The following is a 22,349-nucleotide window of genomic DNA, read 5'->3' as shown; positions in this document are numbered from 1 at the left end:
CCTTTGAAATCACCCCAAAAAGGAAAAAGAAACTATATGGTAGACCGGGAAAGCGAAATTGCAGTTGTCGGTATCGGGCTTCGTTTTCCAAGCGGAATTGATACAACTGAGAAGCTCTGGGACTTTCTGTGTAAGCAGGGGGATGCGTCTTCTGATGTTCCTGCAGATCGTTGGGGAAGCAGGCGCTACTACAGCGCAGATATCGCTGCGCCCAGTAAAACATACATGCGACGAGGCTCTTTCATTGACCAGAATATTGCGGAGATGGATCCGTTATTCTTTGGTATTTCGCCGCGTGAAGCAGCCTGTATGGACCCACAACAGCGGCTGACACTGGAAGTTGTATGGGAGGCCATGGAGGACTCAGGCATTCTGCCAGCAGTCTATGCTGCTGGTCGGACTGGCGTGTTTATGGGGACCTTCTCCCTAGACTGGATGGGGGTAAGTGGCTCCGTTTACAATCGCCGCCTTATCAAGGATCATTACTCCGCGACTGCTGCCTCGGTGACCATGCTTGCCGCGCGCGTATCCCACAGTTTAGGTCTCAAGGGACCAAGTATGTCGATTGATACGGCATGCTCATCGTCCTTGACTGCCATCCATCAGGCCTGCCTGAGTCTCTTGACGGGAGAAAGCGATGCGGCGATTGCCGGTGGGGTCAATATCATGGTTTCCCCCATATCATCTATCACGATGTCAAAGGGGCATTTCCTCTCACTGGATGGAAGATGCAAAAGCTTCTCTTCAACGGCGGATGGCTATGGCCGAGGCGAGGGGTGTGGGATCGTCGTCCTCAAACGTCTTGCCGACGCAGAGAGGGACGGTGACAAAATCCATGCCGTCATCGTTGCGACTGGTGTTAATCAAGACGGTCGCACACCTACTCTTACTACCCCTAGCGAGGAAGCGCAGCGCAGTCTGATACTCGAGGTCCTGTCGAAAGCGGGCTATGCGTCTGCCGATGTGAGCTACGTCGAAGCTCATGGCACGGGCACCCCTGTCGGTGATCCTATCGAAGTCAACGCGCTTGGAAGATCGATCGGTCAAGGGGAAGACCGAGAAACACCGCTTCTGATCGGTTCTATAAAAGCGAATATAGGACATCTTGAGGGAGCAGCGGGAGTTGCCGGTTTGATTAAGGCGATCCTGTGTCTTGATAAGCGGGCAATTCCGCCTCAGGCAAATCTTGTCGAACTGAACAAGACAATACCCTTCGCTGATCTCGGGGTCAAAGTTGTAGAGGGGGAACTGGCATATCTCCCGTCAGGCAAGAGCGAGACGATTGTCGGGGTAAATTCATTTGGATATGGCGGCACAAATGCAGTCGCATTTCTGCGGTCTCCATCCGTTCGCTCTTGTTTTGATCGTTCTGAGGCGGCTCGCTCACGCCATACATTGCTCCTCCCACTGAACACAATGGCCGAAGCCGCAACAAGCAAGCTGGCTATTTCTTACCTGGATTTTCTAAAAGGCCCCCAAAACCCTGCAATAGAGGACATCTGTTTTTCAGCTGCCCTGCATCGCGCACGACTACAACTGCAAACTGTCATATGCGGTGAAACTACAAGCGATATTGTCGCCGGTCTTGAGGCGGTTATCGAGAAAAGAGCGTCCGATCATATTATCACAGGTCGACGACAACGCGAGACGACGCGAGATCCTGTTTTCGTGTTCTCCGGGATGGGATCCCAATGGAAAGGTATGGGTCACTCCATTCTGCGAGATCCCGAGCAAAAGGTTCAATCGCTCATTCGGCGTGTGGACAGCTTTTTCACGGAGCTGTCCGGCTGGTCGATCATTGATGAGATATTACGCCCTGAGCCGGAATCCAAGATAGATGAGGCTATCATCACCCAACCGGCAATTTTCGTCATTCAGGTCGTTTTGATAGAGGCCTTGAAGGTAAAAGGTATCATACCTTCTGCGATCGTCGGTCATAGCGTAGGGGAGGTCGCAGCAGCTTATGCGGCTGGCGCTCTATCTCTCGAGGATGCGATAACGGTCATCTACCATCGCAGCCGCCTGCAGGCCTGCTTGTCGGGGCGGGGTGGAATGCTCGCTGTTGCCCTTTCGGGAGCAGAAGCCACATCGAGGTTTCTGGGCAAGTATCCTGGTCTCGTTGCCGTTGCGGCTCTCAATAGTAATGGTTCCTGTACTCTTTCCGGCGATACCAGTGCGCTGGGAATGATTTCCGAATCTTGCCACAGGGATGGTATTTTCAACCGAAGGCTCAACGTCACAATCCCTTATCACAATCCTCTGATGGATGAGATCCGCGACGAGTTGCTGAGTTCACTCGCGGGTATTGACCCGCAAGTGCCGCAGATTCCGCTTTACTCTACAGTGACCGGAGAACGTTGGACCGACGAGGGGCTTCACAACGCTGAATACTGGTTTGCCAACGCACGTAAGCCAGTGTTGTTTCATGATGCGATACAGCGATTGCTTGATGATGAGCATCAGATCTTTCTTGAAATCGGCGCTCATCCTGTCCTGTCATCCTTGATTCGTGAGTCAGCCCGGAACGACGGCAAGGACCTGACGGTCATTCCTACTCTACGTCGTAATGAAAGTGAGAGTTTGGCTATATCTCGCTGTATAGCGCGACTGTACATCGCCGGCGCTCCACTGGATTGGTATAATTTGACCGGAGGTAAGCGTATAACATTACCGCATTACCCTTGGACGCGTGAATATTTCTGGTCAGAAACTGAGGAATCCAGAAGAGATCGACTGGATATCGTCGTTCATCCGTTGCTCGGTAATCCGGTCTCAGCATCTATGCCCGTTTGGCATTATGATTTGGAGAAGGACTCTGCACCCTGGGTTGAGCACCATAAGGTTGATGGAATCTGTCTGTTTCCTGCCGCTGGATATATCGAAGGCTGCATTGCCCTGTGTGACCAGATCGAGCCGTCATCAGCTCTGATTTTCGAGGATTTTGTAATTCCGCATGCGTTGGCGCTTGATGAAACTGGGTCCGTTCAGATGGAGTGGGCATTCGATCCAGGCAAGCGAACACTTACGGCCTCTTCAACGTGCGACCTGGAAGAAAACAAGAGGTGGATAAAGCATGCTTCTTGCACGCTGTTAATAAGCAGGCCTTGGGAGGATCGAGGGGCTTTCAAGTTTGATACACATGCCACACAAGAGCTACCATTAGACGAGTTCTATAACCGATTGAGCGGCTTGGGTCTCGAATATGGTCGATATTTCAGAGTATTGGATGCTATTAATGTCGGAAACGACATTGCTTCTGCTCATTTGAAACTTCGTCTGGTCGAAGAAATCAATGACTACCACCTGCATCCAACCCTGCTTGATGGCGCATTTCAAACGCTTATTGGGGCTGCATATAGTCAGGATGAGCACACCCTGTATGTGCCTACCGGCATTCAGCAGCTTGTCTATTGGGGCGGAAAGCATGAAGAGCTTATCGCATATGCGCAAATCACAAGTAAATCTCACAAATACGTGGAAGGCGATATAAGACTGACGACTCTGGATGGGAAAGCAGTAGTCCAGATATCTGGCTTTCGAGCTACATCGATTCCGAACGGAAAAAAACGTCAGAAAAAAGAGGCGTCGGGAATAAGGCTTTATCATCAGGCCTGGATTGAAGTCGAGCAACAAGCGCTGTTAATCGAGGCTATGAAAGTGACTGTGCTGACAACAGCGCCGGCATCAGTTTCTCTCCTCCGGCAGAAATGCCAGTCATACGGGCTGACGGTAGACATTCAGGATATTGATAGACTGGCAGACTCAGCCTTGCTGGATATCTTGTCTGACCAAGAGAGTGTACTGATCTATATTTCTCGCAGAGAAGCAACCGGAGCCGGTGAAGAGGCCATCGGGGATCTCCTACGTCTTGCGCAGCTTTCATCTGCGGTCGATGGGGAAGTGAATCGCAAGAAGCTGATGATCATAACTCAGGGTGCTGTGACTCCCGAGGGCTTCGGCAAAGAAGATGTCGATGTCGCGCAAGCCTGTATTCGTGGGTTTGCCAAAGGCTTGTCTTCCGAGCGGGCTGATCTCCGGGTGCAACTCGTCGATGTTGGCAATTTTCTGCAAGATGAGGCCACTGCTTTGAATGTGTGTGCCGAGATCTCTCAGCAAGACCAGGAAGATGATGTTATCTTGCGGCCCAATTTCAGGGCTGTAGGAAGAGTATCTGAAGTCCAATCAGCGAAGGCCCATGAGCAATCGTTGTTTTCCCAAAATGAAGAGGTAGCCGGCGACCCTGTTGGAGTGCGCCTCGTGCCAGATTCCAGCGGTTTGCTGGATCGAATGCATTATGAGCGCATGATTTGCAAAGCGCCGCCTCCGGGAAAGATTTTATTTAGAACAATTGCGAGCGCCCTGAACTTCAAGGATGTACTAAAGGCAACGCAATTACTTCCTGATAGTGTCGTCGACGGAACCTTCAATGGCAACAAGTTGGGTATGGAGGCCTCTGCCGAAGTTATATCAGTAGGCGCCGGCGTAGAGGGTTTCGTGCCGGGAGAACGTTACCTGATGCCGTGGCCAGGGTGCTTCGCGACGCATTTCTATGCAGATGCCGCAACGGTTCTGGCATTTCCACTTGAAGAGCCCTATTCACCGAAAGATGCGGTGACACTACCGATTGCTTTTGTCACTGCGTATTATGCCTTGATTCATCTGGCTCGTCTTCAGGCTGGAGAAACCGTTCTGATCCACAGTGGTTCTGGTGGGGTTGGCCTCGCGGCGATACAGTTGGCCAGATTGGTTGGTGCCAAAGTTTTCACAACTGGCGGTAATGAAGAAAAGCGGGATTACTTGAGATCGCTGGGCTGCGAAAATGTATATGATTCCCGGACCCTGTCTTTTGCTGAAGAAGTCAAGACAGTTACGAAGGGCAAGGGTATAGACGTGGTGTTGAACTCTCTGTCAGGAGATGGGCAGGCGCATAGTCTCGCACTGCTTGCCCCATATGGTAGATTTGTGGAGATCGGCAAGAAGGATATCGTGGAAGCTGGATCGCTTCCTTTGACCCAATTCAACAACAATCTGTCCTTCTTTTCGCTGGACCTGGACAGGCTTATGCTGCAGCGCCCCGCTTTGATGAGAGAGCTTCTCACTGAGGTCGTCAAGCTTGCCAGAGATGGGGGTGTTGAACCTCTGCCGTACACGAGTTTTCCAGCGTATCGAACATCCGAAGCGTTTCGGTTCCTGGCGTCCGCAAAGCATATCGGTAAGGTTGTCATTGATTATTCCAACCTTGATGAACTCCAGGCCGATGTGATGCTGCGCCCTATACCAACGGTTCAGGGCGACGGTGTGTATCTCGTAACAGGAGGCTTGGGTGGGTTTGGCTGGGCCACGGCTAAATGGCTTATCCAACACGGCGCGACCCGTCTGGTTCTCGTAAGTCGACGTTCTGAAGAGCAGTCAGACTACTATGAGGAGATTGTACAATATCGCAAAAAGGGCGTTCAAATTTCCACGTTTGCGCTCGATGTTTCGGATCTGACCTCGATGAGAGTCATGTTCGATGAGATCTCGCGATGGGAAAGACCACTCAAGGGTATCTTCCACTGCGCGGGGGTGCTCGATGACGCGTTGATACATAATCTTGATCGAAACAGAATCGCAAATGTCATCAGACCCAAGGTGATTGGCGCGATGATTCTTGATGAGCTCTCTGCTGATTTCGATCTGGATTACTTTGTCCTGTATTCCTCAGTTACGACATTGCTCGGCAATCTCGGGCAGAGCGCCTATATTGCTGCAAACGCAGCACTCGCGGCCATTGCGCTCAATCGCTTCGAGCAAAACAAGGCAGCACTCTCGGTGGAATGGGGAGCTATCTCCGGGATCGGAATGCTGCATGCAAATGAGGCTGCTGCACGACTATTCGAGACTGCGGGAATAGGCAATATGTCCGCGGACGAAGCGCTAGAGCAAATGCCATATATGCTCTCCCTGCGTTTTCCTGTGTTGTCATGTGCCAAGATTGACTGGGAGAAGTGGGCTTCCGTTTTCCCTGCGATGGACAACATGCCCAGATTTTCGCTGCTACGCTCCACAAGGTCTGGCGACGGCCGAGATAGTAAGCACCTGACGCGCTTGCGAGCATTAAACGAAAATCAGCGTCTCGATTATGTCGTGGCCCAGGTAAAAGAGATCGTCTCCAAAATACTTTATGTTGACGTCTCGAAAATCAGTGACACGGCACGCCTTTCAGAACTGGGGATCGACTCCCTTGCCGGTGTCGAATTGCAAAGTGCATTACGTATCGAATTAGGAGTCGACATCTCCGTGCTTATGCTCGCACGTGATGAGACAATCCAGCAGATGGCCCAAAGCTTTCTCGAAAAATTATACGTCGAACATACTGTCGAAAAATAATGAGTAACGATTTCGTAGTTTTGGCACGGGCTAACGGGCAGGAAATTCTCGATTGGCGTTATAGTAGCCTGATTGATCTCCTTGCTTTCCAGGCGGAAAGAAAGCCTGATCAGCGTTTGTATACATTCCTTGGAGATGGAGAGAACGAAACCGAGAGCGTGTCCATGAGCGAGTTTGCAAGGCTTGTGGCATCCTTGTCAGGGTGGCTCACAGGTCTGCTTCCGCAAAGCGCTCGTGTGATCCTCCTGTACGATAACGGCCTCGATTACATGATTGGGCTACTGGCTTGCATAAACGCAGGCCTTGTTCCCGTGTCCGGCGTACAAGCCACAGCTTTCGGGGCTCGAGATCGTTTCCTGACGATCAAAAAAGATTCCGAGGCGGTCGCTACCATCGGAAATCAGACAACTCTGCGTAATTTCCAGAAAGCATGTGCGGACGTAGAGAAGGATAACGGTTTCCGTTGGATTTCTACTGACGGTAGAGGGCAGAATGCTCATTTTAATCTAAAGTCAATTCCGGCAAGTTCTATAGCCATGGTGCAATATACATCTGGGGCGACAAGATCACCCAGGGGGGTCGAGTTAAGCCATAGGAACATCCTTTTCAATTTATATAAGCAGGGAGAAGTGTTCGGCTATGAAAACGGTGATTGCGGGGTAAATTGGCTGCCTCTTTCACATGACATGGGGCTGATTGGCGGTGCCCTGATGGCATTGGCGGCAGGAGGGCATTGCGTGCTATTGCCCCCGGAAACTGTGGCAGAGGAGCCTGCGCGATGGTTGAGAGCCATCAGTCGCTATCGTGCCAGTTTTTCCGGCGGCCCTGACTTCATGTATGATACGTGCACACGCACGATCGACCCCACGCAGTATGCCACTCTAGATTTGTCATCATGGAAAGTTGCCTTCACGGGTGCGGACCATATCAGGTCACAAACGATCAAAGCCTTCGGAGAACGTTTCTCGAACTGCGGGTTCGATGGCCAATCGTTCCTGTCGTGTTATGGCTTGGCAGAAGCTACGCTATTAGTGACAGCATCTCATCAAGGAGGAGGTATCTCCTTCATGGAAGTCTCGAGATCCGGTTTGGCCCAAGGTGTTGTCGCATCTCCAATCGATGATCAAGACACGCGCATATTGGCTGATTGTGGGAATCTTATCGACGATATTAGCGTGTCCATTATCGATGGTGATACCAATGCTGCCGTTCCAGAGAAGGTTCTGGGAGAAATAATCATAAAGAGCGCTAGCGTCTCTAGAGGGTATATTAAGAAAAATGAAAATATTGATCAAATATTTAAAAAATCAGAAGATGGAAGTGAAAATTATATCCTGAGGACGGGAGATCAAGGATTCATTTTCGACAATCATTTATTCGTTACAGGACGAGCCGATCATCGGATCGCCGTGGACGACTGTGTTTTTGACTCGAACGATCTTATTTCTTGCCTGAGCCCTTTCGGTTCCGAAATCCGACTCTCATCTATTTGCATATTTGTCGAAGCGAGCCGTATTGCCCAAACCTTATTTGTTCTTGTCGAGATGAGCCGCTTGTCTGGGACTATCCGTGACGGATTGGCGAACGACTTGGTTAGAAGGATATACGCAAGTTTCCCTGTCGAGGATGTTCGCGTATTCCTGTTGCGTCCCGGTAGCGTACTCAAGACACCTAGCGGTAAGGTACGGCTAGGTGACACGCGCAATGTATTCCTTTCCGGTGATCTTCTTATATTAGGGCAGTCCGAGCTAACGATATCAAACAAAAAACGCATAAAATTGAAAAAAATTGTCAATCAGAAGATATGAATATTAATTCCATGTTATTGTGTAGGTTTGTGATTTGCAAAATATAGTCGTATGTTGCAGAGAGACATACCTCTGACTTATCGCGGTATATTTTTTCAACCAAGATAGGCAGGGTAACGATATGCATAGATGCCGCATATATGTGAATACGAAATATATAATATATGAATAAACTGTATATTTCTGCAATATTCTAACGAGACTATCTTCAGGTAGCTTGGTCAAGGAAGTAAAATAGTGTCAGTAAAAAAGACCCGATTTGATGTAGCGATAATTGGCGCCGGCTTTGCCGGACTGACTCTTGCTTATCAAATTACAAAAGAAAACTCTGGCATAGATATTTGCGTCATAGATCAGAAAGAGTTTCCTAGAGATCCCTCACTTCATACTATAGGCGAGTCATTGAATGAGGTTGGAGGTATATATGTTTCCTCTATACTTGATTTGAAAGATCACATGGCGTCATCTTTTTTCTCGAAAAAAGGAATGAGATTCTTCTTCGAAAAAGAAGATGGTTATTGTGAGCTCGGTATAAACAGTACACCACTCAACGCATCGTTTCATTTCAGACGAGGTCAATTTGAAAATGACTTGTACGAAATGCTTAAACCCAATGTCACGTTCTTAACAGGATATAAGTGCATTGGTACGGACCTGGAAAAAAATCTGAAAACGCTGACCGTTATAGACGAAGCTGGGGTAGAAAAACACTTGAGTGCCGAATGGCTTGTCGACGCTTCAGGAATGAAGAAGACGATTGCGAGAAAATTAGGAATTACAAAAAAATTACCATTAAATCATTCATCTGTCTGGTTCAGAGTTGATGGGGATCTGGATATAAACGAGATCTATCCTGTCAATGATGAAAATACATCAATGTTCTCCGCAGATATCCGCAACAAAGCTTCGGTGCATCTGGAGGGGCCGGGGTATTGGGTCTGGATCTTGCGTCTAGGCGCAGATGTTACGAGCGTAGGTATAACCTTCAACGAAGACAGCTATAGCTTCGGTGATTTATCTGATCTGGATCGGGCCCTATCATGGCTTGATTCAAGAGAAAAATATTTCTCTGCTTATCTAAAAGAGAAACAATTCAAGATACTTGATTTCAAGACGCTTCGTAGATTTTCGAGTCAGTCGGAAAGATCGATTTCCGAAGAAAACTGGGCCCTCATAGGGGACGCTTACGGTTTTTGGGACCCTTATTATTCAAATGGTTTCGATATGATTGGTGTGCAGAACACTATCCTGACTCGTATTATTGCCGATAAAACGGACCACGGTTATAGGGGGGAACTCATCGATTTCTCCAATAAGTTTGTGGAATTAATATTCCAGTCGATGAAAATCATGTTCAGTGATTTTTATGATAGAAAAAACAATTGGGATTTTATTGTCTATAAGTACTTAGTTGACTCGATATTTTATTTCTCTTTCGGTTGCGTTATAATGATTGGGTTTGATTTCAAAAGCGACGAAATCAATGCGCGCGGGTTGAAAATATTCGAGGAGGCACTCGTAATCTACGACGAGATCGTTTCGTTCTTGGCAAAGCGATTCGAGGCCGGCGGACTCAGTGAGGCGAATCAATACATTTCTCTCTCTGGAACAATTTTCACCGATGTCAATGCAAATATGCAAAGCGTCGTTGGGAGCCCTGATAAATCATTGGAGCTGCTAGGTAAAAACCTTGAGATGTTTATTCAGATAAAGGACGAGATAAAATCAGGTGCCAAGATATCAGACATATTACAGAGTGGCGCATTTAATAGGGTGCACCATGGTTTGTGAAATCTAAATATTATATATTCGGCCAAGCGTATTGCGTATCAGATGTTTTGTTTGGTTCCCTTGCTGATGCGGGTTCATAGCCAGAACATGACGGTAGCGGCAAGGCAGGTGCCGCAGACGAACACGGTCGGGCATCTGTCGTAGCGTCTGGCGACGCAGCATCAACCCTCGAGCCGGCCGAAAATGATCTCGATACGATTGCGGCGCCGGTACTGACGTTTGCCAGAGCTCGCGGGCGTCGTGCGGGATCTTCGGCTTGCAATGCAGGGTCTGATCCGTTTTTCTTCCAGTCCGTCTCTGAACCAGTCGGCGTCATAGCCGCAATCGGCCAGAAGCCATTCCGCCGCGGAAAGACTGTTCTGCAGGGCCGCGGCATCTGTGCGATCGCTGATCGAGCCTGCTGCCATGAATAAGGCTGAGCGGCTGGCCGTTCCTGTCGGCAATTGCGTGCAACGTCGTGTCCATGCCCTCTTCGTTCGCCCCATCAGGCAGCCCGCATCCCTTTTCAGCCCGCAGGTTGCCGGCTGTGCGGTGCGCCTTCAGACAGGTTGCCTCGATCATGATCGTCTGATGGCCCGACCTGCCAGTAGCCAGGCCGTTCGTCATGCGGGCAAAAAAAACCGGGCAGCCCCCCCCAGCGCTTCCGGCAATCGTAGAGCGTCCTGGGGAATTCGTGTTTCCAGGATGCCTCCCGCCAGCGCAGCACGTTGCGGTTCACGAGGATGATCCCGCTGAATGCGCGCCGATTATCGACGCGCGGCTTGCCAGGGCTTTTCAGAAGGAATGCTCCATACGAGCCATATGCTCGTCCGTCAGCCAATTCCGCCAGCGTCTTCGCGCCCCGGATTACCTTCAGCGCAACACGGGACTTGAACTCGCTCGAATACCGTTCCAGCGTAGCCTTGCTCATAAATCCGCCTTCCTTCAGGCCGGTCGATCACTTAACCCTCGGTCTGAAAAACCGGGTTCATCTCTCTTCCTGCACTGTCACCAGAAGGGTAGAAACGGGTCCGTTTGGTGCAGCATGGCGAATAGCGGGGCAGGGACGGAAAATGGCAGGCGAAGCTTATCTTGATGAATGGAAAGCAGCGCTCAGCCGGGCAACGGGCGCGCTCTATCTTGTCATGGTCGAATGTATTGCCCACGCGATCCGCAAAGGGGATTTGCAGGAGGGTGAGAGACTCCCTCCTCAGCGCGAGATGGCTGCCCGTCTGGGCACCAATCTCAGTACGGTGACCCGCGCCATTGGCGAGGCGCAAAAGCGCGGCCTGCTCGATGCAACGGTCGGACGCGGTACATTCGTCAGGATCAACGCAGGCGACGGTTCGTGGCGTCAGACCGGCGCCAGCGTGATCGATCTCACCATGAACTCACCGCCTCTTCCCCGCGACCCGTCACTACAGGCCATGATCCAGGGTGAAATCGCCTCTATATTTCGCCATCAGGATGTGCAGTCTCTGATGTCATACCGCGTGACTGGCGGAACGCAGCAGGATCGCCAGCTTGGAGTCAACTGGCTCGCTCCTGTTCTGGGGCGCAGGCGGGCAGGTGAATTGCTGATTGTGCCGGGTGCCCAGGTCGCGCTGTCGGCCATCATGAGTTCGCTTGTCAGGTCGGGTGAGGCGATTGTCACGGATTATCTGACCTATCCGGGCATGAGGTCGATTGCCGCCCAGTTTGGCTATGTGCTGCTTGGGGTCGAACATGATGAGGAGGGCATGAACCCTGAAGCGCTGGAGGAACTCTGCGCGCAGCACAGACCCCGGGTTCTCTATTGCACCCCGACCCTGCACAATCCGACCACGGCCACCTGGTCAGTCGCCCGGCGTGAGGCGATATTGGGTATCGCCAGACGCTATCAGGTGCAGATTGTCGAGGACGATCCCTATAGTCTCCTTCTCAAGGCGTCGCCGCCAACGTTGGCGATGCTCGATCCGACGCGTGTCATCTATGTCGCCACCTTGTCCAAAGTGCTCAGCCCCGGTTTGCGCACGGCTTATATCGTTCTGCCCGGCGCGGAGATGACCCGCCGCATCACCTCGGGCGTGCGGGCCATTTGTCAGGCCAAGGCAGGCCTGCTGGATGCGCTCGTGTCACGCTGGATCGAGACCGGTATCGCCCAGCAATGCCTGCGCAGCATCCGCGAGGAGCTGACCCAGCGCCATTATGTGCTGAGGCAGGTGATGAGCGATCATTTTCATGACCGTTCACCCAGCCCTCATGTATGGCTGCCTTTGCCAGAATGGTGGACCAGTGCCGATTTTGTGGCATTCGCGAGGCGGCAGGGGCTGGCGCTTGTGCCCGGCTCTGTCTTTGCGGTGACCGGGCATGCACCCCCGGCGGTGAGGATCGCACTTGGAAGCGCCCCTGACCTCTCCGGGCTGCGGGACTCGCTTATCAATCTGCGCTCCGTACTGGATTATCGCCCCGCAGGCGGATTTTCAGATATCGTATGAACGAGATAGTGCGTGCTGTGGTTCACGAAAAAGAGAGCGAAAACCTGTTCGTTTTCAATGGCATAGGCTTGTTGCAATGATTTGTCATTGAATGATTAGTATATTGTTTGGTGTTGTATCAGATAATATCCCCTAAAATCCTCAATAGTTCCGTTTGTATGGCCTTTCGGTCCATACAATATTTTGCATTTGCAGTCAGTTTCGGGCACGGTGCGAGAGAAGGGAACAGGGCGTTCCGGTTCTGCCATACGCGGCAGGGCAGAGTGGCCCTATCCAGGAAAACCAGCAACGGGATGGCGCCGGGGATATTCGCTCCACCGTCGACGCCTCTCCGTCAGGGAGAGTAAGAATGACCGCAGAAGTCGCCAACATGACGCTGGAAATGAGAGAAGAAAAGGCGCAGCGCCGTCTGCGCTACCGCATGATTGCCATGGTGGTCGGCGTGCTTATGTTCCATGTCTGTCTTGCCTGGGCCATCGCGGGCACCTCGGTCGATATGCAGGATCACTTCCACACCAATTACTGGGCTCTTGGCGCCACTTTGTTCTGGGCCATGTATGCCGTTTACAACATGAGCGTCTCGTAAGAGCGCTTATCCTCTCTTCCGCGTGACGAGGCGGCCATCACGCGGCGATAGATCGCCTCGTAATTGTCGATCATCGTCTCACGGCTATAGAAAACCTCTGCCCTGTGCCGGGGAAGCGACCTGTCAACGCGTGACGCCTCCCGGATCGCGAAGGCCAGGCCGTCAACATCCCCCGGTGCCGCATAACGTCCGGCTGTCTCGCCGATAATCTCTCTCGCAGCACCCTGATCGAACGATGCCACAGGCAATCCGCTCGCCATGGCCTCGACAGCAATCAGGCCAAAAGGCTCATCCCAGCAGGGCGTGAATAGCAACAGTGCGGCCTGCTGCATCTCACTCGACAGGGCGGCGCCTTCCAGAACACCGCCATACGTGATGCCCTCTCCCAACTCAGGTGCGATCTCCTGATCGAAATAGGCTCTGTCCTCCAGATACCCGAAGAGACGAAGCGACATATTGGCGCGTTTTGCCGCCGCGATGGCAAGATGCGGACCTTTGTTGCGTGTAATCCGCCCGCACCAGATGGCGTGATCGCCTCCTGAGGCACCGAAGGGCCAGCAGGCCATGTCGATCCCGTTATGCACAACCAGGCTCTCGGGCGGGATGGCCTGCCCCCACCATGAGATATTCTGTCGGGCGGATGTCACTGTGACATGATGGGTGTCACTCAGCGTGTCACGCACGATGCCGTGTATGGCGTCAAATGGCGGGACATGCAGCGACGTCACGCAAGGCAGGCCCGTGCGTTTTGCTTCCTGCATCACGAAGCGATGGAGGGAGTTGTTGTGAACAATGTCATAGTGTCCCGAAAAAATCCGGTGGCGGGCTGCGCCAAACGCCTTGTCGAGAACGGTGTAGAGCTCCGGATGGGGGTTCGTATTTTCCCAAGGGTAGTCGCGGTCATAGTGAACAGGCAGCAAGGGGTCGATCGTAAAGACGGGATTGCTGTCACCCGCAGCGAAAAGCGTGACGTCATGCCCTCGCGCCATCAGGCCTCGCGCAAGATGAAAACTATGCGCTTCCATCCCACCCTTGAATGGTTCGGCAATCGGGTGGCGCGGATGCGCCACGAGGGCAATGCGGAGCGGGTGGTTCATGATGACGACCCGTCACTCAGCCGCGATGGCGACAGGGTTCACCGCGTCGGGGCGTAAAGAGCCATGAGGTACTGGCAGGGGCGGGGCAGTTTCAGTCGGTCGCAGCGCAGCGAAAGCGGCTTCACGTGTTGCCTGACGCTGCTCAAGAATTCTGATGACCGAAGCCGTATTGGCATAGGGCTGATGAGCCTGCTGTCCTGTCAGGGCCAGATCGTCTGCATTGGGGGCACGCAGGATACGGATGGGCTGGCCAGGCGTGTCATCAATCAGCCCCATGAGCCGGAACGCATGAAGCCAGTGGCCCATGGTACGGTAGCCCCATTTGCTCTCGAAAATCTCGGCGTTCCGCACCACCGTCTCAAGGTGGTGGACGGGCGGCATATGATGCGTGTGGTGCTGATGATAGACGCGTGCGCCGTTGACCCAGGCCAGGGCATTGCCGGCCAAAGTGAAACCCTTGGCAAAATCCGTGTCCTCACCGCCATAGCCGGTAAAGCCTTCGTCGAACCCGCCAGAACTGGCGAAGCGTGTCCCGCGAATGGCGAAATTGAGCGACCAGAAGCAGCGATAATCTGGGCAGGATTCCACCCCATAGGCCGGGGGCCCCCGGCGGTCGGAATGACGCTCGCTGACGGCTTCGAAAGCGGCATAGGTCCAGCCTTCATCATTTGCCCCAGCGGGGAGGTACATGACCTCACCCATCAGCAGCCCGTCGCAGGTTTCCAGCGCATCGCGGTAATCCCGCAGGCAATGCGGTGCCGGGATACAATCGATATCGAGAAATACGAGAGCCTCACCGATGGCTTCCGACGCGGCAAGATTACGCGCGGCAGATAGGTTCATTACCCCGGCAGGGGCAAGGATCTGACGTACGGGAAAATCCACCTCTGGCAGGTTTTCATAGGGCGTATCCTGCATCACGATAACGATGAATTCGTCAGGCTGGACGCTCTGGCGCGACAGACCGTGCAACATATTGGCCAGATGGCTGGCGCGCCCTCTGGCAAGGGTCAGAACCGAAAGCGTGTTCATGGCAGGAAGCTTTCATGCGCGGTAGCGCCGGTCATGGTGGAAGGGGGCTCGTTCCAGAGGCGGGCAATCAGGGTTTCAAGCCAGTGCGCAACACCCTCGGCGGGACGATCATCGATGGCGCTGCGCTGGATGCCGGGATGGTGGTTCGCATAGGTCTCATCAAGCGCTTTTCTCCATGCGAGCGCCGAAGCCGGCATGTGCTGGCGTATGACGGCCATATGGGCGGCTTCGAGGCATTCAGCCTTGCGACGCTGTTCATCGAAATAGCGCCATTCAGGAATGGCGAGCCACGGCTTGCCGGCAGCGAGAATTTGTTGGCAGGTCGTATTGCCTGTGCTTGCAATGATGCAATCGGCCGCGGCGATATAGTCCGTCGCGTTCAATACCCACCCGCGATGAACAATATTGCCAGGCTCTGTTGCGTGCCAGTCGCGTTCCAGCGCGCCGATTGTGACCCACAAAGCATCGGGGTGGTGGCGTGCGCCGACCGTGATGGGGGCCAGAGTGAAGCCCGATCCGCCGCCGCCCGTCATGACAAGGATCATCTCCCGGTCGGGAGCAATGCCGATGCGTTGTCGGGCCACTTCCTTTTCTGGCAGGATCTCGGGCTTGCCGAGGCCACCGGCGAAGAAAATCTGCTGTAGCCGTGAGGCCGTCCATTCAGGCTGTGCAAGCTGGGCCGAAAACGGCGCCAGCAGACCGACCGCGCCATCATAAGCAGCCTGATGGCCCTCGTCGTCACGGTCGCCATGTTGCAGGATCTTGATATGCGGCACACTGCATAGGCGGCAAAGCTGGGCAATTTCGGCCGAGACATCACAAATCATCAAGGCCGGGTCTGCCTCGACAAACCATGCCACTATCTGCCCCATGGCCTGACGTATGCCGGGCCAGCCAAGCGGCGCACAATGCAGGGTGCGCGGCGTGGGCACATCTGCCAGCGCCGCGTTTTCCGCCCCGGTCGCTTCGAAAAGCGACGGAATGACGGTCAGGCTGACATGAGCGGGCAGGTCAGGAAACAGATCGGCGCGGGCACAGAAAATGCGTACCGGTCGCGTATCGGGCAGAGCGTTGATAATCGCGAGGCAACGCTCGGCATGACCGCGACCCTGATGATGCACGAAATAACCAATAGGGCGTGTCATGCGGACCATCCGGACCGTTGCGGCTGGATTGCGCCGTCAAGCAACTGGGAGAACGCAGGCAAGGGAAGAACCGATGGCGCGATGCTGCCCGACGGCAAGACAGTTGCCGCGACCCTGCGCGGTGCAGGGCGTGCCACGCGTTGGCGCTGGCGTCCAAGCTTGCGGTAGAATGCAACAGAGTCTGCGGCGTAGTTTTCCCAGCCCAGAAGCGCCTGATGACCGATCGCTGAGCCTGAAAGCCGTGCCCATAGTTCAGGCGACGACAGCAGATGGTTCAGCCGTTCCGTCAGGCTGTCTGATGAATCAGGGGAGAAAAGCAGGCCATGCCCCAGTCTGGCGATGATATCGACCGGACCACCCCGATTTGTGGCGAGGACGGGCAGCCCGACCGAGGCCGCTTCGAGCAGGGTAAGACCGAAGGGTTCGTGACGCGCTGGATTGACAAAAACGCCTTTTGTATGCGCCACAAACCGGTAGAGACCGGCAACATCACGCGCCTCATGAGCGGCAGGTAGAGCAAATTGCGCCTCCAGCCCCGCTTCATGCCGAATGTGATGCAGTTGTGCGATCACATCGGCTTCTTCCGTGCCGGGTTGCACACCGGCATGTTGCCCTGCGAGGATGACCAGATTGGCGCGCTCGCGCAGGCCAGGGTCACTGGCATAGGCCTGAGCCAGAAGAACAAGGTTCTTCTTCTCGACAGCGCGGGCGATGGCCAGGATGACGGGGCGATCAGGATGAGCCAGATGGTGGGCGATGAAGGCCCGCCCTTGCGCGGCGGGTGCGGGATCGAGCGTGGGGACGCCAGGTGTGATCAGGCGAAGGCGTGAGCGGTTGAAGGCGACGCCGTAGCGGGGGATCTGGTGGCTCGCTTCATCGCGAGTTGAAACGATGATGCCATCGGCCTGAGCGATGGCGCTTCGCTCCATGGTGATACGTGCGTGAAGAGCCGGGCAATTGCGCCCTCCCGCCTGCAATTTATCGATGCCTAGCGCATGGGGCGTGTAGATGACGGGAATATTCAGCTTTTGCGCAAGCGCCAGACCAAGCTGGGCAGCATCGGCAAAATGCACATGAATAGCGTCGTAATGCTGGTCCGGGCGGCTCGCATGGCGCAGCAGGGCTTCGGTCAGGGCAGGGAGGTCCGCAAGGGCGGCATCTTTTTCGCGGTAAGGCGAGGCTGGTGCACCGATGCGCTGGATTGTGATCTTCTCCGAGACACTTTCGATTTCCTGATCGTGAATCAGACCGAGGGAGTCATTACGAAAACGTCTCGTAATGATTGTGATATGATCAACGTCAGGACGGGCAGCCTGTGCATTGGCTGCCGCAAGCACATAAGCGATATGACCGCCCGTATCAGGTGTAATTCCGTAGGTAACCGGGGGCGCACGCAAACAGCCGCCCAACGCAATGTGGAGTATATGCACGCGTCACCTCGCTCATGGGGCAATGTAACGTTTTCGGGAGAGAACGGGTTGCGCCGCTCAGGGACACATTCCTCGTCCGGCTCCCTCTTGTGGCGCTTGGGAGACTCTCGCAGAATCACGAGCGGTCTTGCAAAGCCGACTGCGGATGGTTGCCGACGCCAGTTCCTCGCGGCAGGGCGTCCGGTGGGGATAGGGATGTGTATGCCCGAAGGTGTGCGACAGGCAGCATTGTCTCAGCCTGTCGCACAAGAAAAAAATCAGTCCCGATTGATCAGGATATCAATTGGCGGGCGGCCATTGAGATAACCCAGCGAGAAAGTACCTGTCTCGGGCGCAATACCGTCATGCAGCAGGCTGCGCCAGGCGCCCTGAACAGGAAGCATCGTTTCGCTCAGGTCACGATGGTGGACGCATAGACCTTCATCCGGGGCCATCCCCATCGTCAGCCGCGGCGCAATGATGAGGCAGGAGCCTTCCATCGTTTGCCGCTGGAAGGCAATCACATGCTCTGCCAGAGGGCCGGTGGCAATGAGTGGCAGATAACGCCCGGAAGCAAATAGATCCGTGTTCTCGAGGCGAAGAGCCAGAACAGTTGTGATCAATGCCTGCTTGATGCGCCCATTCTTCCACCCGGCGCTACTCTGGGAGAAGGGCAGGGCTTCATCGAGCATTGCCCGATGGGCGGGATAATCGACGGGTCGACGGTTATCCGGATCGACAAGGCTAAAATCCCAGGTTTCACGGCCCTGATACAAGTCCGGAACCCCGGGGCTGGTCACACGCAGCAAGGTCTGGGACAGGCTGTTGAGCGTGGCCGCCGGGCTGATGCGCTCGACATAGGATGACAGGCTTTTGCCAAAATCCCCGGTCATGCAGCGATGGGCGAAATTCAGACAGGCTTTTTCATAGGCTTCGTCAGGATTGCTCCACCCGGTCTGGCTGCCTGCTTCGCGCAGCGCCTTGATCAGATAGGCGTCAATACGTTCGCTGTAATCGCTGACACCAGCCTCATCCAGGGGCCAGGAGGAAATCAGCGTCTGGAAGATGAAATAGGCATCGGCTGGTATGGGGGAGGGGCCATGGGCAGTCTTTTCAAGGAAAGCCTGGCTCTGGTCCTGCCAGCGCCGCGCTGTTTCCGGCCAGTCGGCTGCGGGCTCACTGAGAACCATGAGCCGAGCCCGCCCATCCTCTCCGCGCTTATGGTCATGCGTTGCGGTGGTAAGGAGTGCCTGGGGGTGGTTGGCCAGACGCTCGATATTCAAGCTGTGAAAGCTCTTCACAGAGGCGGCGAACCGATCGGGGCTACAACCGACATCGTTGCGCGAGAGAAGGCGGGCATAGCGATAGAACGCTGTATCCTCCCCAGCCTTGGCCGTGAGAGGCGCTGTGAGATGTTCGAAGCGTTCGAGAATATCCTGCCTTTCCGTCGTGTCGATCCGGGCATCGGCAAGGTACTGGCAAATCTGGTTCAATATCTCGTGCTGATAGACGGGCAGAATCTGCTGTGCTGCAAGACGCGCCCTGTCGATGGCGCGGAAATCGGCCCCGGAATCGCCACCATCGGCGAAATAGCTGCGATAGACCGGAAAGACGGTCAGCAGGGCGCGCAGGGCAAGGCCAATGGCGTGCGAGGTAAGGTCACGCCCGGAAGGGAACTGCCCCGCAAGCCTTGTGGTCAGCGCCTCGAAATCGCCTACGAAAGAAGTGTCGAGTTTCTCATGCCGGGCAGCGTGCTCGACAGTCTCGAAATCAGCCGGACCGTAAGCGGACCAGAACGTGGTCAATGGTGCCTCGCCACTCGGGTCGTGAAGGGCGAGATCAACCTGCTCAAGAAAATCGTAACCAGTCGTCCCCGTGACCGGCCATTCCAGTGGCAGGATTTCGTTCTTCTGAAGAATCTTCTCGATGAAGAAAGGTGCCTGATCGCGCAGACCTTCAGGCCGTTCCCGCCGCAAGGTGTCCAGACGGGCGCGTAGTCTCGTGCAGTATTCCGCCGGGCGAGCGAGGCCATCGACATGATCCACGCGCAAGCCGTCGATCAGGCCGTCACGATAGAGCTCAAAAACGAGTTTATGCGCGTCATCGAATACGTCTTTCCGGTCCATACGCAGGGCAACCAGAGAGGTAACATCGAAAAACCGGCGCCAGTTGACCAGATCGCCTGCAACGCGCCACCAGGCCAGACGGTAGTGCTGCGCCTCAAGCAGGGCTTCCAGTCTCTCCCGCCCGCTCTTGCTGTCAGGGGTGATCAGTGCATTGAGTTTCGCCAGGGTTTCATCGGTCATGACCGACATTCCAACGCTTCCGGCTTCGGCAAGCAATGCGGCTTCGCTTTGTGCGGACAGAGGATAGAACTGATCGCCGTAATGGATGGCGAGATGGTTGGACGCCTTATGAAAAGCTATCTTAAGGTCACCGCTCCTGATGGTGTCATCAAGGGGGTCGCCGAGAAATGGCAGCAGCACCTTGTTGTGCAGCATCGGGCTGGCTGGTGACCAGTCGATGTCGAAATGCTGGGCATAGGCGCTGTCTCGCCCGTGGCGCAGGACATCCATCCACCAGTGATTGGCGCAGCCGACCCCCATATGGTTGGGGACAATATCGAGGATAAGCCCCATGCCCTGGTCACGTAGCGCCGCAACCAGATTCTGCAGCCCTTCAATGCCGCCACGATCAGGGTCGATCGTGTGGCAGTCGACCGTGTCATAGCCGTGCATGGAGCCGGGGGTGGAGGACAGGAGCGGCGATGCATAGAGATGGCTGATCCCGAGTTTTCTGAAATACGGAACCAGCGGGATGGCGTCATTCAGGGTGAATTCACGATGAAATTGCAGCCGCAGGGTTGCTGTCAGAGGCAGATAGGTCATGCGCGTCACTCCAGTCCGGCCACCAGACTGCCGGGTGGCAGTTCTTCTACGGCGCGTCGCGCTGCCGAGCTATAAAGGAGCGTGGCAGGTTCGGAAATCTTGCAGGTCTCGTGGTCAGAAAGATTGATGGCGATCGACAGGATTGATCCATCGTCGAGTTTCCAGCGCGCCAGCACCGATTTATCGCCGATCACGCTGGCATCGAGGCTGTGCACATTCGAGAGTCTTGGCACAAGAAAGCGTTTGCGCAGGGAGAGGAGACTATGGGTGCGGTCAAGCCAGATACGCCCATCCAGCGTGGCGCGCTCATCACGATCCGGGCGCGACTGATCGAAGGTCGAGAGCGCATTGGGGTCAGGGATGGTCTTGCGCTTTTCGGGATCCTGAAACGAGGCGAATTTGGCAAATTCCTTGCGTCTGCCCTCACGCACGGCGTCAGCCAGTTTATCATGAAAATCGCAGAAGAATAGGAAGGGTGTGGTGCAGCCCCATTCCTCCCCCATGAACAGCATCGGGACCATGGGGCTCAGCAGCAAAAGAGCATAGGCTGCATGGAGGGCCTCGGGCGCTGCGAGTGAAATCAGACGTTCACCCATGGCACGATTGCCGGTCTGGTCATGGTTTTGAAGGAACAGGATGAATTTGGTTGCGGGCAGGTCACCGCTCGGCATGCCGCGTTTCTTGCCCGAATACGGGTTCATCTCTCCCTGATAGGCAAATCCCTCATGCAGCACGCGGGCGAGTATGCGCGTGGGGTTGTCGGCGAACATCTCATAATAGCCCTCCTTCTCCCCCGTGAGCATGACATGCAGCACGTTATGGCCGTCATCATTCCATTGGGCGGTATAGCCATCACGCAGGAGGCCTGCGTCGTTGTTTTCGTTTTCGAGAATGAGATGCACGTAGCGACCGGGCTCGATTGTCCCGGTGACGCGCTTGCGCAGCTTGCCGAACCACGCATGATCGGTAATGGCCGAGGCCGCATCAATGCGCGCACCGTCAAACCGGAATTCCATCAGCCAGTAGAGCACATTGTCGATGAAGAAATCGGCCACTTCGGGCTTGGCAAAAGCAATGCCAGTGCCCCAGGTGGAATTGTTATCGTGATCGAAAAATGCTTCGGCGTAGTCATGCAGGAAATTCCCGTCCGGGCCAAAATGGTTATAAACCACATCCAGCAACACCATCATGCCTTTGGCATGAGCCGTGTCGATGAGCCGCTTCAGCGAATCAGGGTCGCCATAGGCCTGCGTCGGGGCGTAGGGCAGGACACCATCATACCCCCAGTTACGCGTGCCGCCGAAGCTGTTGACGGGCATGATCTCGATGGCCGTGATACCCAGCGCCTTGAGCTCATCCAGACGATCGCGCACGCCATCAAAACCGCCGAGCAAGCCTGCATGAAGCTCGTAAATGACGGCTTCGACCCAGGGGCGGCCAGCCCAGTTCCGTGTTTTCCAGACATGGGAAGATGGGTCTGTCACGACGCTCGGCCCATGCACGCCATCCGGCTGACTCCGGCTGGCCGGATCGGGAACGGCAAGATCGTCACGTACGCGATAGCGATAGCGGGCACCTGACGGACATGACGTTGTCAGGGTGAACGTACCGTCAGGTTCGGCCTGCATGGGCAGGGGCGCCGCGTTTTCCAGTTCGAGGCTGACGGCCTCGCATGACGGCGCCCAGAGCGCGAAACGTGTTGTTCCGTCACTCTGGGGGGTGGCACCAAAACGGGTCTGGTAGAGATACGCTTCTGGCATTGGTGCCT

At 54.6% G+C, this 22,349-nt stretch carries 11 protein-coding genes and 1 pseudogene; 5 read left to right on the top strand and 7 right to left on the bottom strand.

All coding sequences use genetic code 11. The annotated features are described in order from the left end of the window. Positions 1 to 36: 36 nt before the first annotated feature. The 3 genes from ACWNRM_RS06905 to ACWNRM_RS06895 all read left to right on the top strand — a co-directional run bounded on the left by ACWNRM_RS06905 (position 37) and on the right by ACWNRM_RS06895 (position 9,968). The gene (locus ACWNRM_RS06905) at positions 37 to 6,369 is read left to right on the top strand and encodes an SDR family NAD(P)-dependent oxidoreductase (protein ID WP_485170135.1); all 6,333 of its coding nucleotides are present in this window, start codon (positions 37 to 39) and stop codon (positions 6,367 to 6,369) included. Next, entirely contained in the window at positions 6,369 to 8,177 is a 1,809-nt protein-coding gene (locus ACWNRM_RS06900; protein ID WP_485170136.1) for an AMP-binding protein, read from the top strand. The genes ACWNRM_RS06905 and ACWNRM_RS06900 overlap by 1 nt, the downstream gene beginning before the upstream one ends. A 237-nt stretch (positions 8,178 to 8,414) precedes the next feature. Then, positions 8,415 to 9,968, top strand: coding sequence for an NAD(P)/FAD-dependent oxidoreductase (locus ACWNRM_RS06895; protein WP_485170137.1), 1,554 nt, complete (start codon positions 8,415 to 8,417; stop codon positions 9,966 to 9,968). A gap of 74 nt (positions 9,969 to 10,042) precedes the next feature. Here the strand turns inward: ACWNRM_RS06895 and ACWNRM_RS06890 are convergent. Further along, positions 10,043 to 10,769: pseudogene (locus ACWNRM_RS06890) on the bottom strand (IS5 family transposase). 251 nt (positions 10,770 to 11,020) lie between these two features. On the opposite strand from ACWNRM_RS06890, the gene ACWNRM_RS06885 reads away from it, so the two are divergent. Continuing rightward, positions 11,021 to 12,424 carry an aminotransferase-like domain-containing protein gene (locus tag ACWNRM_RS06885; protein WP_485170138.1) on the top strand — a complete coding sequence of 468 codons (1,404 nt, stop codon included), beginning with the start codon at positions 11,021 to 11,023 and terminating at the stop codon, positions 12,422 to 12,424. 349 nt (positions 12,425 to 12,773) lie between these two features. After that, positions 12,774 to 13,010, top strand: coding sequence for a hypothetical protein (locus tag ACWNRM_RS06880; protein WP_485170139.1), 237 nt, complete (start codon positions 12,774 to 12,776; stop codon positions 13,008 to 13,010). Here ACWNRM_RS06880 and ACWNRM_RS06875 read toward each other — a convergent pair. From ACWNRM_RS06875 to treZ, 6 genes are all read right to left on the bottom strand, one after another. After that, positions 12,989 to 14,107 (bottom strand): glycosyltransferase, encoded by a 1,119-nt coding sequence (locus tag ACWNRM_RS06875; RefSeq protein ID WP_485170140.1) that lies wholly within the window; start codon positions 14,105 to 14,107, stop codon positions 12,989 to 12,991. The genes ACWNRM_RS06880 and ACWNRM_RS06875 overlap by 22 nt on opposite strands. Positions 14,108 to 14,119: 12 nt before the next feature. Next, a complete protein-coding gene (locus ACWNRM_RS06870; protein ID WP_485170141.1) occupies positions 14,120 to 15,139 on the bottom strand; it encodes a glycosyltransferase family 2 protein in 1,020 nt (339 codons plus the stop codon). Then, on the bottom strand, positions 15,136 to 16,284 hold the full coding sequence (locus tag ACWNRM_RS06865; protein ID WP_485170142.1) for a hypothetical protein: 1,149 nt from the start codon (positions 16,282 to 16,284) through the stop codon (positions 15,136 to 15,138). The genes ACWNRM_RS06870 and ACWNRM_RS06865 overlap by 4 nt, the downstream gene beginning before the upstream one ends. Continuing rightward, positions 16,281 to 17,714: a glycosyltransferase gene (locus tag ACWNRM_RS06860; protein ID WP_485170143.1), complete on the bottom strand. Its 1,434-nt coding sequence runs from the start codon at positions 17,712 to 17,714 to the stop codon at positions 16,281 to 16,283. Before ACWNRM_RS06860 ends, ACWNRM_RS06865 begins: the two co-directional genes overlap by 4 nt. A gap of 257 nt (positions 17,715 to 17,971) precedes the next feature. Next, a complete protein-coding gene (gene treY / locus ACWNRM_RS06855; protein ID WP_485170144.1) occupies positions 17,972 to 20,581 on the bottom strand; it encodes a malto-oligosyltrehalose synthase in 2,610 nt (869 codons plus the stop codon). A 5-nt stretch (positions 20,582 to 20,586) separates the two neighbouring features. After that, the gene (gene treZ, locus ACWNRM_RS06850; protein WP_485170145.1) at positions 20,587 to 22,341 is read right to left on the bottom strand and encodes a malto-oligosyltrehalose trehalohydrolase; all 1,755 of its coding nucleotides are present in this window, start codon (positions 22,339 to 22,341) and stop codon (positions 20,587 to 20,589) included. Positions 22,342 to 22,349 lie beyond the last annotated feature (8 nt).

It is taken from the genome of Asaia sp. A2 (assembly GCF_057319415.1).
The sequence above is the reverse complement of the archived record's forward strand: the minus strand, read 5'-3'. Positions and strand labels throughout refer to the sequence as shown.